The 14,593-nt window shown below is 62.8% G+C and carries 15 protein-coding genes; 5 read left to right on the forward strand and 10 right to left on the reverse strand.

Annotated features, from left to right (window positions below):
- Positions 1-18: 18 nt before the first annotated feature.
- Together BLV18_RS08030 and BLV18_RS08035 are read left to right on the forward strand one after the other, a co-directional pair.
- A complete protein-coding gene (locus BLV18_RS08030) occupies positions 19-1,209 on the forward strand; it encodes a CaiB/BaiF CoA transferase family protein (RefSeq protein WP_090357591.1) in 1,191 nt (396 codons plus the stop codon).
- A complete protein-coding gene (locus BLV18_RS08035; RefSeq protein ID WP_090357594.1) occupies positions 1,206-2,141 on the forward strand; it encodes a hydroxymethylglutaryl-CoA lyase in 936 nt (311 codons plus the stop codon). Before BLV18_RS08030 ends, BLV18_RS08035 begins: the two co-directional genes overlap by 4 nt.
- 98 nt (positions 2,142-2,239) lie before the next feature.
- On the opposite strand, the gene BLV18_RS08040 is transcribed toward BLV18_RS08035, so the two are convergent.
- Positions 2,240-3,124 carry a serine hydrolase domain-containing protein gene (locus BLV18_RS08040; RefSeq protein WP_090357595.1) on the reverse strand — a complete coding sequence of 295 codons (885 nt, stop codon included), beginning with the start codon at positions 3,122-3,124 and terminating at the stop codon, positions 2,240-2,242.
- A gap of 119 nt (positions 3,125-3,243) precedes the next feature.
- On the opposite strand from BLV18_RS08040, the gene BLV18_RS08045 reads away from it, so the two are divergent.
- A complete protein-coding gene (locus tag BLV18_RS08045; RefSeq protein ID WP_090357597.1) occupies positions 3,244-4,011 on the forward strand; it encodes an SDR family oxidoreductase in 768 nt (255 codons plus the stop codon).
- Between the two features lie 208 nt (positions 4,012-4,219).
- The gene (locus BLV18_RS08050) at positions 4,220-5,176 is read left to right on the forward strand and encodes an antitoxin Xre/MbcA/ParS toxin-binding domain-containing protein (protein WP_090357599.1); all 957 of its coding nucleotides are present in this window, start codon (positions 4,220-4,222) and stop codon (positions 5,174-5,176) included.
- A gap of 95 nt (positions 5,177-5,271) precedes the next feature.
- On the opposite strand, the gene BLV18_RS08055 is transcribed toward BLV18_RS08050, so the two are convergent.
- Positions 5,272-5,667 (reverse strand): RidA family protein, encoded by a 396-nt coding sequence (locus BLV18_RS08055; RefSeq protein ID WP_090357602.1) that lies wholly within the window; start codon positions 5,665-5,667, stop codon positions 5,272-5,274.
- Between the two features lie 142 nt (positions 5,668-5,809).
- Between BLV18_RS08055 and BLV18_RS08060 the strand changes: the two genes are divergently transcribed.
- The gene (locus BLV18_RS08060; protein ID WP_090357604.1) at positions 5,810-6,724 is read left to right on the forward strand and encodes a LysR family transcriptional regulator; all 915 of its coding nucleotides are present in this window, start codon (positions 5,810-5,812) and stop codon (positions 6,722-6,724) included.
- Positions 6,725-6,740: 16 nt separating this feature from the next.
- Here the strand turns inward: BLV18_RS08060 and BLV18_RS08065 are convergent, their stop codons facing one another.
- From BLV18_RS08065 to BLV18_RS08100, 8 genes are all read right to left on the reverse strand, one after another.
- Positions 6,741-7,568 (reverse strand): EamA family transporter, encoded by an 828-nt coding sequence (locus tag BLV18_RS08065; RefSeq protein WP_090357606.1) that lies wholly within the window; start codon positions 7,566-7,568, stop codon positions 6,741-6,743.
- A gap of 144 nt (positions 7,569-7,712) precedes the next feature.
- On the reverse strand, positions 7,713-8,132 hold the full coding sequence (locus BLV18_RS08070) for an organic hydroperoxide resistance protein (RefSeq protein ID WP_049859210.1): 420 nt from the start codon (positions 8,130-8,132) through the stop codon (positions 7,713-7,715).
- Positions 8,133-8,287: 155 nt separating this feature from the next.
- Positions 8,288-8,776, reverse strand: coding sequence for a MarR family winged helix-turn-helix transcriptional regulator (locus BLV18_RS08075; protein WP_090357608.1), 489 nt, complete (start codon positions 8,774-8,776; stop codon positions 8,288-8,290).
- A 99-nt stretch (positions 8,777-8,875) separates the two neighbouring features.
- Positions 8,876-9,790 (reverse strand): LysR family transcriptional regulator, encoded by a 915-nt coding sequence (locus tag BLV18_RS08080; RefSeq protein WP_090357610.1) that lies wholly within the window; start codon positions 9,788-9,790, stop codon positions 8,876-8,878.
- A gap of 34 nt (positions 9,791-9,824) precedes the next feature.
- Positions 9,825-12,035 carry an aldehyde oxidoreductase molybdenum-binding subunit PaoC gene (gene paoC, locus BLV18_RS08085; protein WP_090357612.1) on the reverse strand — a complete coding sequence of 737 codons (2,211 nt, stop codon included), beginning with the start codon at positions 12,033-12,035 and terminating at the stop codon, positions 9,825-9,827.
- A gap of 56 nt (positions 12,036-12,091) precedes the next feature.
- A complete protein-coding gene (locus tag BLV18_RS08090; protein WP_090357614.1) occupies positions 12,092-13,042 on the reverse strand; it encodes an FAD binding domain-containing protein in 951 nt (316 codons plus the stop codon).
- Entirely contained in the window at positions 13,039-13,689 is a 651-nt protein-coding gene (gene paoA, locus BLV18_RS08095; protein ID WP_090362117.1) for an aldehyde dehydrogenase iron-sulfur subunit PaoA, read from the reverse strand. The genes BLV18_RS08090 and paoA overlap by 4 nt, the downstream gene beginning before the upstream one ends.
- 265 nt (positions 13,690-13,954) lie before the next feature.
- On the reverse strand, positions 13,955-14,578 hold the full coding sequence (locus tag BLV18_RS08100; RefSeq protein ID WP_090357616.1) for a TetR/AcrR family transcriptional regulator: 624 nt from the start codon (positions 14,576-14,578) through the stop codon (positions 13,955-13,957).
- Positions 14,579-14,593 lie beyond the last annotated feature (15 nt).

The raw sequence follows: 14,593 nt of genomic DNA on the forward strand, positions 1-14,593 counted from the left end.
GCATATCGAGGCTGCCCCATGACTGCTCTGAGCGGAATCCGCGTCATCGAAATCGGAACCCTCATCGCTGCACCGTTCGCTGCGCGCCTGCTCGGCGAGTTCGGTGCCGAGGTGATCAAGATCGAAACCCTGGGGCAGGGCGATCCCCTTCGCAAGTGGCGCAAACTCCACGAAGGCACCTCGTTGTGGTGGTACCTGCAATCGCGCAACAAGAAATCCCTGGCACTGAACCTCAAGTCCGCCGAGGGTATCGAGATCGTCAAGCAACTGGCCGAAGGCGCCGATGTGTTGATCGAGAACCTGCGCCCCGGCGCTTTGGAAAAGTTGGGCCTGGGCTGGGATGTGCTGCACGCGCTCAATCCCAAGCTGACCCTGGTGCGTATTTCCGGCTATGGCCAGTCCGGCCCGTATCGTGACCGCCCGGGTTTCGGCGCGATCGGCGAGGCCATGGGCGGTATTCGCTACACCACCGGGAATCCGGACTCACCACCGGCGCGGGTGGGTGTCAGCCTGGGCGACTCGCTGGCGTCCATGCATGCGGTGATGGGCGCGCTGATGTCGTTGCTGAGGGTCAAGACCGGCCAGGGTGACGGCCAGGTGGTCGATGTGTCGCTGGCCGAAAGCGTCTTCAATGTCATGGAAAGCCTGGTGCCGGAGTACGCCATGCTCGGCCACGTGCGCGAGCGCAGCGGTGGCGCCTTGCCCGGCATCGCGCCGTCCAACACCTACCCGACCGCCGATGGCGGGTATGTCGTGATCGCGGGCAACAGCGATCCCATTTTCAAGCGGCTGATGACCGCCATCGGTCGAGGCGATCTGGGCGACGACCCTGCGTTTGCCCACAACGACGGCCGCGCCGCGCAGAGCGATCTGCTCGATGGTGCCATCAGCGCGTGGAGCACTCAGCGTCCCATCGATGAAGTGCTGCGCGTGCTGGAAGCGGCAGAGGTGCCTGCCGGGCGCATCTACTCGGTCGCCGACATCGTCGCCGACCCGCACTATCAGGCACGGGGCATGATTCTCGACGCGCAACTGCCCGGTGGGGTGGAAACGAAAATGCCCGGCGTGGTGCCCAAACTGTCTGAAACTCCCGGTGTGATCAACTGGCAGGGGCCGAGCCTGGGACAACACACCCGGGACGTACTGACCGAGATGGGCTTGAGCGAGAGCGCCATCCAGCGCTTGAAGGATGAGGGGATCGTGCAATGATCAGCGATTACTCGCAACGTCTCATCGTTCAGGAGGTGGCGCCGCGTGACGGGTTGCAGATCGAACCGATGTGGGTCGCCACCCAAGACAAGATCGCCTTGATCGACCAGCTCTCGCTCGCCGGCTTCAGCCGTATAGAGGCTGGCTCCTTCGTTTCGCCCAAGGCCGTGCCAGCCTTGCGCGATGGTGAGCAGGTGTTCGGCGGCATCGTACGCCAGCCGGGCGTCACCTACGTGGCATTGATCCCGAACCTCAAGGGTGCGCAGCGTGCCCTCGCAGCCAAGGCCGACGAGCTCAACCTGGTGTTGTCGGCCAGCCAGAGCCATAACCTCGCCAACATGCGCATGAGTCGGGAGCAGTCCCTGGCGGGCTTCGCCGAGGTGGTCGAGCTGGCTCGCGGCACGTCGGTCAGCCTTAACGGTACCGTTGCCACGACCTTCGGCTGCCCGTTCGAAGGGCACATCGATGAAACGGTTGTCATGGGCCTGGTCGATGCCTACCAACGGCTGGGCCTGCAAGGCGTGACCCTGGCCGACACCACCGGCATGGCCAATCCGCGCCAGGTGTATGGACTGGTCCGGCGGGTGTTGGAGCAACTGCCCGCCGATGCGCTGACGCTGCATTTTCACAACACCCGCGGGCTGGGGCTGAGCAACGTGCTGGCAGCCTATGAAGCCGGTGCCCGGCGCTTCGATGCATCGCTGGGTGGCTTGGGCGGATGCCCGTTCGCACCCGGCGCGTCGGGCAACATCTGCACCGAAGACCTGGTGAACCTGTGCGAGGAAATGGGCATTCCCACTGGCATCGATCTGCCTCGTCTGCTCGAGCTGTCCCGCACCTTGCCGGCACTGTTGGGGCATGAGATGCCGGGGCAGGTGGCGAAGGCGGGGCGTAATCGGGACCTTCATCCGTTGCCGTCGGGACTCGACTGAGCAGCGCGGCTGCATCGATGACGGTATCTGCGGACTGGTGACCTGGGTTCACCCCCTCGTCGGAGCGCTTGGTGACGTGAAGAGATTGCCGCGGTGCATCACCCTGAGACATGCCGGCGTATCTGCTCGACCACGGCGGCCTCGACCTCACCTTCGCCTGCGGTTTCGGCAAAAGCAGCACAGCTCACCGATCGCTCGTCCATGAGGCCCCTGTACACCGCGAGGACGCTGCCGGGCCCGCATCCGGTGTGTCCCGCCAGTACCAGCCCCCCAGCCACGGGCCCACGCATCAGCCCCAGCGCATAACCTGGCGCCAGCCATGGTCGACCGGGTATCGGCCCGCCCAGTGTCGTGGTGTCCTGCATGGTCTGGAGCAACTCAGCAGGCAGCAGATCACCCCCCAACAGACCATCGAGCAGCAGCGCCGCCTGCGAGAGCGGGCCGATCAGCAAGCCGTGATACACCCAGCCCGGATCATAGCAGGCAAGGCTGGCGCAGGATTGCCCGAGCTCTGACCCGGACGCCGCGAAATGTACCGTGTCAGCGATGGTCAGCGGCTGTAGCACACGCGTGCGGACGGCGTCGGCCAGCGAAAGGTCGCTGGCGCGCTCGATCAGCCGAGCCACCTGCCAGTAGCCGACGTTGGAGTAGCGCCAGCCTTCGCCAGGGGGGTACCGCAGACGCTCGGCCTGCAATCGTTCGAGCATTTCCTTTGCAGGCCACGCAGCCTCGTGACGCGCAACGGCGGCATGGTAGTCGGCCAGCTCGCCATAGTCTGCGAGCCCTGCCTCGTGTCGCAGCAGTTGGCGCAAGGTGTAGGGGGCGTCGGCGAGCGAGTCGTCCAGACGCAGCCGTCCGTCACGTACCAGAGTCAGCGCCGTGGCCGCCAGCACCGTCTTGGTGAAGCTCCACCATGGCACCGCAGGTTCAGTCTGATGAGGAGGTTGCAGCCGTTGGCCGTTGACGATGAGGACGATCTGCATGAGTGGCTCGCAAGGCAAACGAATGAACGGAGATGCAGGCAGCTGGCACCTTGCTCCCGCGCGTCCTATGGTAGACCAGACTCAAGCGCAATGACTTCCCCATTTCACTGGAGACTCCCATGCAAACCACGGGCAACACGATCCTGATCACCGGTGGCGGCAGCGGCATCGGTCGCGCCTTGGCCGAAGCCTTTCTGGCCCGAGGCAACGAGGTAATCATCGCAGGACGCCGAGAAGCGCTGCTCAAACAGGTAGTCGCGGCCAATCCGGGCTTGCACTACACCGTACTCGACACCAGCGATGCGCAGGACCGGCAACAGGTTGTCGAACAACTGATCGAACGCCATCCGGCCCTCAACACTGTCATTCACTCGGCCGGCATCATGCGCGGCGAGTCACTGCGCGCAGGTCCCACCGAACTCGACGCCACGGTCGCTACCAACCTGTTGGGCCCCATTCACCTGGATGGCCTGCTGCTGCCGCACTTTCTCACTCGACCCCATGCCGCCATCGTGACGGTCTCCTCTGGACTGGCGTTCGTTCCGTTGGCCCTGACGCCCAGCTACTGCGCAACCAAGGCGGCGGTCCATTCCTACAGTCAGTCGCTGCGCTACCAACTCAAGGACACCGCCGTGAAGGTTCACGAACTGGTGCCGCCGTACGTCCGGACCGAACTGATGGGCCAGCGCCAAGCCAACGACCCCCACGCGATGCCGCTGGCGGAGTTCATCGACGAAGTCATGGCGATTTTCGAACGCTCGCCTGATGCCGAGGAGATTCTGGTCGAGCGCGTCAAGCCGTTGCGTTTCGCCGAAGCCAATGGCTGCTATGGACCGTTCTTCACGAACTTCAACGACCAGATGGCTGCGGCGCGGGCGGGGGAGTAGGTCCAAAGAGGGTTGTACCGATGTTTCGGATTCATCCATCCGGCGCGGGTGATAGGGGAACGGTTTGCTCGATTGGCTTGCATCACATTCGGTACTGGCCGATAATCGCTTCCAACAACTAATCCTCGTGACTGGCGTGGTTTGGCCATCTGGTTGGAGGAGGAAAAAGCCGGCGCGAGCCGGTTTTTTCGTTTCTGGAGTATGGCAAATGCAGCTACCGCCCCAGCCGGAGCCTCTGCGCACTCGCATTTACATTGATGGATACAACTTTTACTACGGATGTCTGCGGGGCACCCCTTACAAGTGGCTGGATCTGCTGCCTCTCTTTGAAAGACATATCCTCCCGTCGGCACTGGTGAAGGATGAAGAGGGCCGGATCAGACAATCGATCCTGCTTGAATCCCCTTCGATAAAGTTCTTTACCGCGAAAATCGTCGAGTCAGTCGCTCGCGCGGCCGATTCCGTTTCGTCGCAAGCGCGTTATCACACTGCGTTGAGAAAGCTATATGAAACGCGTGTCGAGTTGGTCGAAGGTTACTACGCGGTCAACAAGATGAAGGTGAAGGTCGTCGATCCTGATTGCCCGAACCGTGCTCCACGCGAGTGCCGGGAGGTACAGGCCTGGAAAGTCGAAGAAAAGCAAAGTGACGTGAACCTCGCTCTGCAAGCCTATCATGACGCCATTACTGGCCAGATTGACCACGCCGTCATCGTCACCAACGACACCGATATCGCTCCAGCGCTGCAAATGATCAGAGCCCATACCACCGTGCTGATCGGTGTAGTCGTACCAACCATCGACCAGCGCCGCCCTCCCAATACCGATCTGGTGAAGCTTGCCCACTGGAAACGGGAGCATATCAATCCTCAAGAGCTGGCAACTTGCCAATTACCCCGTGTCATTCCGGGGAGAAAGGCGACCATAAAGCCTGAATCCTGGTATGCCCAACCTGAGTTGCTCAAAGCGATTCTGGACTTGGCTGCCCCTGTACGCGGAAGCAAGGCAGCCGTATTCAAATGGATGGAGCAAGTGAACCCCTATCTGGGCGATCAACGCCCGATCGATATGATCGACTCTCACTCGGGTGCGAATCAGGTACTCGAATACATTCGAAACTATCTCGCGCAAACTTCATCCAGACCCGATGACATGCATACCTCATAGGCATGACGTTGGACTCTTCTGAACGTCTCGAGTCTTGGTTTCCATCGTTATCGGCCATGACGCCGATACAACGCACGCTTGTCGCCTTGGCCCCTTCAAACCTCAGGCAACTTGGCTATCACCTTGATCTCGAAATCGAAGCCATACAACCACGTCACCCCCACGCAGGTGATGTTCGGGAAAGGCCCCTGGCCCCAGTATTCAGGCACCACTTCCCAGATGGTTTCGAACCGGGATTGCGGATCGACGATGAACACCGTCACGTCCACCACATCGTCGAAGGTGCACTGCGCCGCGTGCAGCACGGCGTTGAGGTTCTGGAAGGCCAGGCGTACCTGGTCTCGCAGGTCCGGTTCGGGTGAGCCGTCTTCGCGGCTGCCGACCTGGCCTGACACGAACAGCAGCCCATTGCTGCGAACGGCGGGTGAATAGCGGTTGCGTTCATAGAGAGCCTGGCGGCCGACTGGAAAAACGACGTTACGTTGAGTCATGGGATTGCCTCCGTAAGCGGGCCGGGCGACCCGTTATCTATCGAAAGGAAACAGTAGAGTCTTGCCCTGGCGGGATAAACGAGCAAGTCTGACTAGGACTGTTTGCGTTTTCCAAACAATGGCTCCTGAAAACGAGGTACCGATGGACCGTTTCGATGCCATGCAGGCGTTCGCGCGAGTGGTGGAGACGGGCAGTTTTACCCAGGCGGCGCACACCCTGCACATGAGCAAGACCACGGTGACCCAGCTGGTGCAGCAGCTCGAAGCGCGTCTGCGGGTGAAGCTGCTCAACCGCACCACGCGCCGGGTCAACGTCACCGCCGACGGGGCCGCCTACTACGACAGGGTGGTGCGTCTGCTGGCCGATCTGGACGACGCCGAGACCGGTCTGTCCAGTGCCGCCACCGTGCCGCGCGGCAGGCTGCGGGTCGACGTGCCCAGTCCCTTCGCCAGCCATGTGCTGATGCCGGCCCTGCCCGAGTTTCATCGCCGCTACCCGGATATCCAGATCGACATGGGCGTCAGCGACCGTATGGTCGACATCATCGGCGAGAACGTGGACTGTGTCGTACGCGGTGGTGAACTGACCGATCAATCGCTGATGGCGCGCCGCCTGGGCGACCTGCAACTGGGGGTCTATGCAGCGCCCGGCTATTTGCGCCGACTCGGCACGCCCCAGCATCCCGGCGATCTGGAAGCGTCCGATCACCGCGTGATCGGTTTTCTCTGGGCGCGGACGGGCAGGGCGCTGGCCTACACCCTGCAGCGCGACGGCGAGCGCGTGACCGTACGCGGCCAAGCGGTGCTTTCGGTCGACGACGGCAATGCCTATCTGGCTGCCGGGCTGGCCGGCATGGGTGTCTTGTGGCTGCCGGAGTACATGGCCAGCGCACCCGTGGCGCGCGGCGAGCTTGTGCCGTTGTTCCAGGACTGGCAACTGGAGTCCATGCCGATGTACATCGCCTATCCGCCCAATCGACACATCAGCTTGAAACTTCGGGTGTTCATCGAGTGGGTGGTGGAACTGATGCCGTTCGAAGGAGCGGCGAGCGGGTAATACAAAGCCTGGGCGGTCAACCGATGATGACGGTGCCTGCGGCGATGATCGTACACGCCAGCACCTTGCGCACGGTCAGGCTCTCGCCCAGGAATAACCAGCCGATCAAGGCTGCAAACAGCACGCTGGTCTCGCGCAGCGCCGAGACCATGCCCATGGGCGCATCGGTCATCGCCTGGATGACGATGCCGTAGGCCAGCAGCGACACCAGGCCACCGGCGGCAGCCGTCGCCATTCCGGGACGATAGGCAAACAGGCTGCGCGCTCCGCGCCGACCGATATACACCATCGGCATCAGCACCCCCCACAGCACACACATCCACACGGTATAGGCCATGGGGGCGCCGGACAGGCGCGCACCGATGCCGTCGGTGACGCTGTAGGCCGCGATGAACGCGCCAGTGCCCAGGGCGTACGGCAAGCTGGGAACGGCCAGTTTGCCCTTGCTGAAGGCCAGCAGAATGATCCCGCCCGAGACCAGGCAGATGCCGGCCAAGGCACTGGCCTGGATGTGCTCGCCGGCGAATATCGCTGCACCCAGCGCGATCAGGATCGGCGACGAGCCGCGGGCAACCGGATAGGTCTGCCCGAGGTCGCCCATCCGGTAGCTGCGCACCAGAAACAGGTTGTAGCCCACGTGCAGCACGCCCGAGAGCACGGCATAGGGCCAGCTTGCCTGGGCGGGGACAGGCATGAACAAGGCCAGCACGATGCAGGTCGCGGCCACGGCCAGGCACATGACGGTCATCGACCACAGCCGATCCGCGCCACCGCGCAGGAGGGCGTTCCAACCGGCATGCAACAGGGCGGCGAATAATACGAGGGAGACAGTGGAGATGGGCATTGCGGCATTCTAGGCCAGCAAGCAGGAGGCAGGACAGCGAAGTTTGCTTGTCGTCGATATCACATCAGTAGCGTGTAAGGAGGCCCCGTAGTTCAGGCGAACTGCGGGGCCAGCCATTGCGATCAGAGCGATCGCAGGGGTGCATCAGACAGTGACGTGCAGACGAACGTCGACGTTGCCGCGGGTCGCATTGGAGTACGGGCAGACCTGGTGGGCCGCTTCGACCAGCGCTTCGGCGTCGGCCTGTTCCAGACCTGGCAGGTGGATGTGCAGATCGATGTCCAGACCGAAACCGCCGGGGATCTGGCCGATGCCCACTTTGGCCGTGATCGAGGTGTCGGCCGGCACGCTGCGCTTGCTCTGCCCGGCGACGAATTTCAGGGCGCCGATGAAGCAGGCCGAGTAGCCCGCCGCGAACAGCTGTTCCGGGTTGGTCGCTGCACCGCCGGCACCGCCCAGTTCTTTCGGCGTTGCCAGTGCCACGTCGAGGATCTTGTCACTGGAGACAGCACGGCCATCACGGCCACCGGTGGCAGTTGCGGTTGCGGTATAGAGAACGTTCATGGATTTATCTCTTCAGGACTGGATTGAGTTGCCGCCAGCTTTACCCGTGCGGGCTGGGCAGCTGGGGTTAATTTATCGCGCTAATGCTTAGTGCGCAAGGTAATATTTCGAGGTTTTTCATGTGCATTGGCAACGCGTTGATCAGACGGGATTTTTTATCGATCTGGCTGAGTCAGACTCGCCTGAAGCTGGCTGCGAAGTGTCAGAAGCTCCCCTTGCAGGGCTTCCAGCTTTTGCTGAGCGATGCCGCACGCCGCCAGAATGCAGGCTGGAATGTTCTCGGCTTTCTCGCGAAGCGCCTTGCCGGCATCGGTCAGCAAAAGCCGGACGACCCGTTCATCGTCCCTGCTGCGGGTGCGCCTGATCAAACCTTCAACCTCGAGCCGCTTGAGCAGGGGCGTCATCGAGCCCGGATCGGTGAGCAGCCTGGCGCTGAGGTCCGACACGGTCAGTCCGTCTTCCTCCCACAGCACCAGCATGGCCAGGTACTGGGGATAGGTCAGGCGGAGGGCCTGAAGCAGCGGTTTGTACACCTTGGTCATCATCAGCGACGTGGAATGCAGGGAAAAGCACAGCTGGTTGGCCAGCAACAGGTGGCTGCGCGCTGCGACGGGTGCAATGGGAAGGCTGTCATCGACGCTCATGGAATCATCCTGAACTGCAAATGAGCCTAAGTTAGCGTCGATATATTTAGCGCGCAATAAGATCGTATCCTGCCCTGTCAACCGCCGATCGTATCGCCGTCAAGGCAGCGGTCCCATGGGCTCCAGCTCCCGGATCAGATCGATCAGCAGCCTGAGCCCGACGGGCACCTGTCGGAAGCTCGAGTAGTAGATGTGGAAGCCAGGATCGGTGTGGGTCCAGTCCTTCAGGACCTCTTGTACGGTACCGTCCTCGATGTACCGGGCGATGACCCGTTCAGGTACGTACATCAGACCTGCGCCGCGGGTCACCAATGCAACGCCGACGCGGGTTTCATCGATGGTGATCGCGCCGGGTACCTGCACCTCGAGTTTCTGGCCGTCCTTGACGAACTCCCAGTCATACAATCGCGCATTGCCGAGGCGGATCTTCAGGCACCGATGCTCTTTCAACTGCTCGGGATGGGTAGGCACACCGAAACGCTCGAGATAGCCGGGTGTGCCCACCACGCTCCAGCGCACGTCCGGGGACAGTCGCTGCGCGATCATGTCGCTGGGTACCGTGCCGCCGAAACGGATGCCTGCGTCGTGGCCCTCGCCAATCACATCGATCATCCGGTTGGTGACGGTCAGGTCCACTTCGATGTCGGGATAGCGCTCCACGAATACCGGCAGGACAGGGCCAAGCAGTAATTTCGCGCCATCGCTGAGGACGTTCAAACGAATGCGACCCGCGGGCTCGTCGCGCAAACGGTTGAGGGTCTCCAGGGCGTTGCTGATGTCGGTCAGTGGGTGGCTGACCAGCCCCTGCAACTCTTCGCCGGCGGCGGTAAGGGTCACGCTGCGGGTGGTGCGATTGAGCAGGCGAACGCCCAGGCGTGCCTCCAGGCCTTTCATGGCGTGGCTGAGCGCCGAAGCGCTGATGCCGACCTCGACGCTCGCACGGCTGAAGCTCTGGTGCTTGGCAATGGCCAGGAAATAGATGATGTCAGCCAGGTTCGCACGACTCAGTTGCATGGATCACCCGCTAGCGGAGCACTTGAAAGGGCAATCATACAGAAGCGGGTAACTGATCGATGAGCTTGTCCAGCGTGATCGGATAATCCCGAACCCGCACCCCAGTGGCGTTGTAGATGGCATTGGCAATGGCTGCGGCCGCACCGGAGATGCCCAACTCACCCACCCCCTTGGCTTTCAACGGCGTCGCGTACGGGTCGACTTCATCGAGAAAGATGACCTCCTGATGGGGAATGTCGGCGTGCACGGGAACCTCGTAACCCGCCAGGTCGTGATTCACGAAGAAACCCAGGCGATGGTCCACCACCATGTCCTCCATCAACGCCGCGCCGGCGCCCATGGTCATGCCGCCGATGATCTGGCTTCGTGCCGTTTTCGGATTCAAGATACGGCCGGCGGCGCACACCGCCAGTTGGCGGCGGATGCGAATCTCGCCGGTGGCTGCATTCACCCCGACCTCGACGAAGTGCGCACCGAACGTCTGCTGGGAGAAGCGTTTGGCCAGATCGCCATATTCCATCAGATCCTCAGCCTCGATATCGCCGTGCGCCGCAGCGCTGGCCAGCGCAAAGCTGGCGTCGGCGTCGCGCACCTGGCCGTCGACGAACTCGGCCGTCACCGGGTCCAGGCCGAGTTTCTGCGCAACGGCTTCGCGCAGCTTCACACAGGCGGCATAAACACCCGCAGTGGAGGAGGCCGCCCCCCATTGGCCGCCCGAACCCGCAGACTCGGGGAATCGCGAGTCTCCAAGACGGACCTCGACGCGATCGATATCCACACCCATCATTTCAGCGGCGGTCTGGGCGATGATGGTGTACGTGCCGGTGCCGATGTCCGTCATGTCGGTTTCCACGGTGACCCGACCTTGTCGGTCGACCCGTACGCGAGCGGCGGATTTGCTCGTCGGCGCGCCCCGGATGGCCGAGGCCACCCCCATGCCGATGAACCAGTCGTGCTCCAGAACCTGAGCGGGCGCCGGGCGCCGTCTGCTCCACCCGAAGCGCTCGGCTCCGAGAGTCAGGCACTCGATCAACTGACGCCTGGAAAAGGGTCGGGTGGGTTGTTCGGGATCGACCTGCGTATCGTTCACGACCCGAAACCGGACGGGGTCCATGTTCAGCTTGGCGGCCGTTTCATCCATGGCGATTTCCAGCGCCATCATGCCCGGCGCCTCACCGGGCGCGCGCATGGCGTTGCCCTCGGCCAGATCCAGGACGGCCAGTTTCAGGCGCGTCAGACGATTCGCGCCTGCGTACAACGAGCGGGTCGCCGCCGTCGCCGGTTCGGTACGGCCTCCGCGCAGATTGCCCGACCAGCTCTCGTGGCCTATGGCAGTGATGCTGCCATTGCTGTCCGTACCGATGCGTATACGCTGCAGGGTGGCCGGGCGATGGGTCAGATTGTTGAACATCAGCGGCCGGGGCAGGGCGACCTTGACCGGGCGCCGCGCCTCTCTGGCCGCGAGCGACGCCAGCACCGCGTCACACAGGATCGTACCCTTGCCGCCGAAACCGCCGCCGATGTAGGGCGAGATCAAATGGACCTGCTCCTTGGCGATGCCGAGCGTCTTGGCCAAGTCGCGAACGCCCCAGTTCATCTGCTGGATCGAGGTCCAGAGGGTCAGCTGATCGCCTTGCCATCGAGCGATGGTGGCATGGGGTTCCATCATGGCGTGAGCTTGATCCGGGGTGCTGTAGGTTTCGTCGAGTTGCACCGCCGCGCGTTGGAACGCGCCGTCGAAATCGCCGACGTCGGTTTGCGCGGGGGGACCGAAGGCGGCGGGCGGCGGCGTTTGCGCCGCGTCTTTCTGCGCTTTCAAGTCGAACTGTCCGGCCTCCCGAACGTAATAGATGCGCAGCAGTGCAGACGCCGCGCGAGCCTGTTCGAAGGTTTCGGCCACCACGATGGCCACGGCCTGGTGGTAATGATCCACCTGGGGGCCGCCCAGCGCCCGGCTGACATAGAACTCGCCCTTGTCCAGCTTGCCGGCATTTTCATGCGTGACGATAGCGATCACGCCCGATGCCAGCCTGGCTTGCTCCGAGTCGATCGACGAAATGCGCCCCTTGCTGATCGCCGCCCCGACCACGTAACCATAGGCAGGATGGGTGACCGCCGCATTCTGCTCATAGGCGTAGGTGGCGGTGCCAGTGGTCTTGAGCTTGCCATCGATGCGGTCTTTGGGCTGGCCGATGACATTGAGCTGATCGATCGGATTGGTCGTCGCGGGCGTATCGAATTTCATGGGCAATCTTCCTGTTCGGTTCGCCGGTCGGCCAGCGCGACATGCAATGGGCGGCGTTACGACGACGCTTGAGCCAGTGCCAGACCCAGCGTGCGTTCGGCGAGTTTCACCTTGAATGCGTTTTGCGCCGTGGGGCGGGCGTCGCCGAGCAGGCGGGCGCTTACTGCGGCCGCGCCTTGAGGCAGCAACGCGTCTGCGGCGACGTCGTGCCACGGCTTGTAGGCGACGCCTCCGAGCGCGATCCGTCCCGTTCGATCCGGCTGCACCACTGCCGCCACCGAGACCAGGGCAAAGGCGTACGAAGCGCGGTCACGGACCTTGTAGTAGATGTGCCTGCCGCCTGCCGGTTTGGGCAGGATGACCGCCGTGATCAATTCGCCTGGGCTCAAGGCGTACTCCAGGTGAGGCGTATCGCCGGGTGCCTTGTAGAGCTGCGCGAGCGGAAACGTGCAGGTCTGGCCGCTGGCGTTCAGGGTTTCGACAGCGGCATCCAGTGCCTGCATGGCCACCGCCATGTCGCTGGGATGGCTGGCGATGCAGGCATCGCTGACACCGATCACGGCCTGCTGACGACTCATGCCGCCCAGCGCTGAGCAACCGGTACCAGGGCGGCGTTTGTTGCAGGGCTGGTTGGTGTCGTAGAAGTACGAGCAGCGCGTTCGCTGCAGCAGATTGCCCGCCGTGGTCGCCTTGTTCCGCAGCTGCCCGGATGCGCCCGACACCAGGGCCCTGGAGAGCACGGCATAGTCGCGCCTGACTTCGGGCGCGGCAGCCAGGTCGGTGTTGCGCACCAGCGCGCCGATGCGCAAACCACCCTCGCGCGTGGCCCCGAGGGTATCGAAGGCCAGACCGTTGACGTCGATCAGGTGCTGTGGGGTTTCGATCTCCAGCTTCATCAAATCCAGCAGATTGGTGCCCCCGGCAATGAAGCGCGCTGCGGGGTTGGCCGCTGCTGCCGCGACGGCGTGCTCGGGCGACGTCGCACGTTCGTAGGTAAATGACCTCATGCGGTTTCCCCCGTCGCAACCTCGGCAATGGCATCGATGATGTTGGAGTAGGCGCCGCAGCGGCAGATGTTGCCGCTCATGCGTTCACGCAGTTCGGCTGGGGTCTGCACCACCGGCGCGATCAGGTCCTGGGTGACGTGACTGGGAATGCCGGCCTTCAATTCGGCCAGCACCGCCACCGCCGAGCAGATCTGTCCAGGCGTGCAGTAGCCGCATTGATAGCCGTCATGCTTGATGAAGGCGGCCTGCATTGGGTGCAGTCGCTCCGGCGTGCCCAGGCCTTCGATGGTGGTGATGCTGTCGCCTTCATGCATGACCGCAAGGCTCAGGCATGCATTGATCCGGCGTCCCTCCACCAACACGGTGCAGGCGCCGCATTGGCCATGGTCGCAGCCTTTCTTGGTCCCGGTGAGTTTCAGGCGCTCGCGCAACACATCCAGCAACGTGGTTCGGTTGTCCACCTCAAGGGTCTGCCGGCGACCGTTCAACGTGAAGGTCACAGAAGAACTCGCCGGTGCCTGCGCGGCTGTCTTGCCGGGCTCGACGGCGTTCACGGGCGCAGCCGACAAGGCCATCGACACGGCCGAGCCTGCTGTTCCCACCAATACCTGTCGGCGAGACAGCCTGAGGCCGTCTTTGGGCTGCAGATGATCCAAATCACTCTCTCCTTCAGCAATGCTCGTCGGCACGAACAACAATGACCCGCGCAAAGGACACGTCGGATTGAGGCAGGTGAATCCAGCAGCTGCTGAAGCAGATCCCCTACACCCTTCAAGGTTAAGGCATCAGGCGAGTGGCGATAACGTCGATGGGCGGGATGAAGCAGTGAATGGCGCTCAGTAATGGCGTGGAGAGAAAATCACAGAGGCCGACGTTAATCGCACCGCTATCGCAGGCTGATCCGAACAGCGCTCAGGCAGTGTGACCTGTGCTCAGGCTGTCCCACAGTCCCATCATCTGATCGACCGCTGCGTCCAGGGTGGCACCTGTCACACCGTCGCGAGCCAGGGTCGACAGGCCCAGCAGAAAACTGTCGAACGCGGTGGCAAGCACTTCAGGGATCACGGTTTTCGGGAGTTCACCGTTGCTGATTCCGCGCTCGACGCAGGTGCGCAGGCCGACCCGGTTGGCATTTCTGGCGTTCACCAACGGCTTGGAGATGATTTTGCTCTCGGCCGAACAGGCGCTCATCAGACCCAATGCGACCAGGCATCCGGTTGGGTGACCGGCCTCGGACTGCATGCTGGCCGAGCGGCGCAGGGTCAGTTCGATGGCCGTCCTGGGAGGCAGGGCGGGATCGAACAGACTTTCCGTGACGCGGCCGTGGGTACTGAGATAGCGCTCCACGACCTCATGGAACAGCGCCTGCTTGGAGCCGAAGGCGGCGTAGAAACTGGGCGCGGTGATACCCCCGCCAATGCTGGCCTTGAGCTGGCTGAGCGAGGTGGCGTCGTAGCCATGCTCCCAGAACAGGTGCATCGCCTGAGTGATTGCCTCGTCGCGGTCGAACGTACGAGGGCGTCCCATCTGAGCCATATCGGATCTCCTTCG

Origin of the sequence: Pseudomonas coleopterorum, from assembly GCF_900105555.1 — a bacterium.
Lineage (GTDB): Bacteria > Pseudomonadota > Gammaproteobacteria > Pseudomonadales > Pseudomonadaceae > Aquipseudomonas > Aquipseudomonas coleopterorum.

Bases quoted from the DNA above. Each gene is read 5' to 3' on its own strand.
- BLV18_RS08030 (WP_090357591.1), top strand. From the start codon at position 19: ATGACTGCTCTGAGCGGAATCCGCGTCATCGAAATCGGAACCCTCATC.
- BLV18_RS08035 (WP_090357594.1), top strand. From the start codon at position 1,206: ATGATCAGCGATTACTCGCAACGTCTCATCGTTCAGGAGGTGGCGCCG.
- BLV18_RS08040 (WP_090357595.1), bottom strand. From the start codon at position 3,124: ATGCAGATCGTCCTCATCGTCAACGGCCAACGGCTGCAACCTCCTCAT.
- BLV18_RS08045 (WP_090357597.1), top strand. From the start codon at position 3,244: ATGCAAACCACGGGCAACACGATCCTGATCACCGGTGGCGGCAGCGGC.
- BLV18_RS08050 (WP_090357599.1), top strand. From the start codon at position 4,220: ATGCAGCTACCGCCCCAGCCGGAGCCTCTGCGCACTCGCATTTACATT.
- BLV18_RS08055 (WP_090357602.1), bottom strand. From the start codon at position 5,667: ATGACTCAACGTAACGTCGTTTTTCCAGTCGGCCGCCAGGCTCTCTAT.
- BLV18_RS08060 (WP_090357604.1), top strand. From the start codon at position 5,810: ATGGACCGTTTCGATGCCATGCAGGCGTTCGCGCGAGTGGTGGAGACG.
- BLV18_RS08065 (WP_090357606.1), bottom strand. From the start codon at position 7,568: ATGCCCATCTCCACTGTCTCCCTCGTATTATTCGCCGCCCTGTTGCAT.
- BLV18_RS08070 (WP_049859210.1), bottom strand. From the start codon at position 8,132: ATGAACGTTCTCTATACCGCAACCGCAACTGCCACCGGTGGCCGTGAT.
- BLV18_RS08075 (WP_090357608.1), bottom strand. From the start codon at position 8,776: ATGAGCGTCGATGACAGCCTTCCCATTGCACCCGTCGCAGCGCGCAGC.
- BLV18_RS08080 (WP_090357610.1), bottom strand. From the start codon at position 9,790: ATGCAACTGAGTCGTGCGAACCTGGCTGACATCATCTATTTCCTGGCC.
- paoC (WP_090357612.1), bottom strand. From the start codon at position 12,035: ATGAAATTCGATACGCCCGCGACGACCAATCCGATCGATCAGCTCAAT.
- BLV18_RS08090 (WP_090357614.1), bottom strand. From the start codon at position 13,042: ATGAGGTCATTTACCTACGAACGTGCGACGTCGCCCGAGCACGCCGTC.
- BLV18_RS08100 (WP_090357616.1), bottom strand. From the start codon at position 14,578: ATGGCTCAGATGGGACGCCCTCGTACGTTCGACCGCGACGAGGCAATC.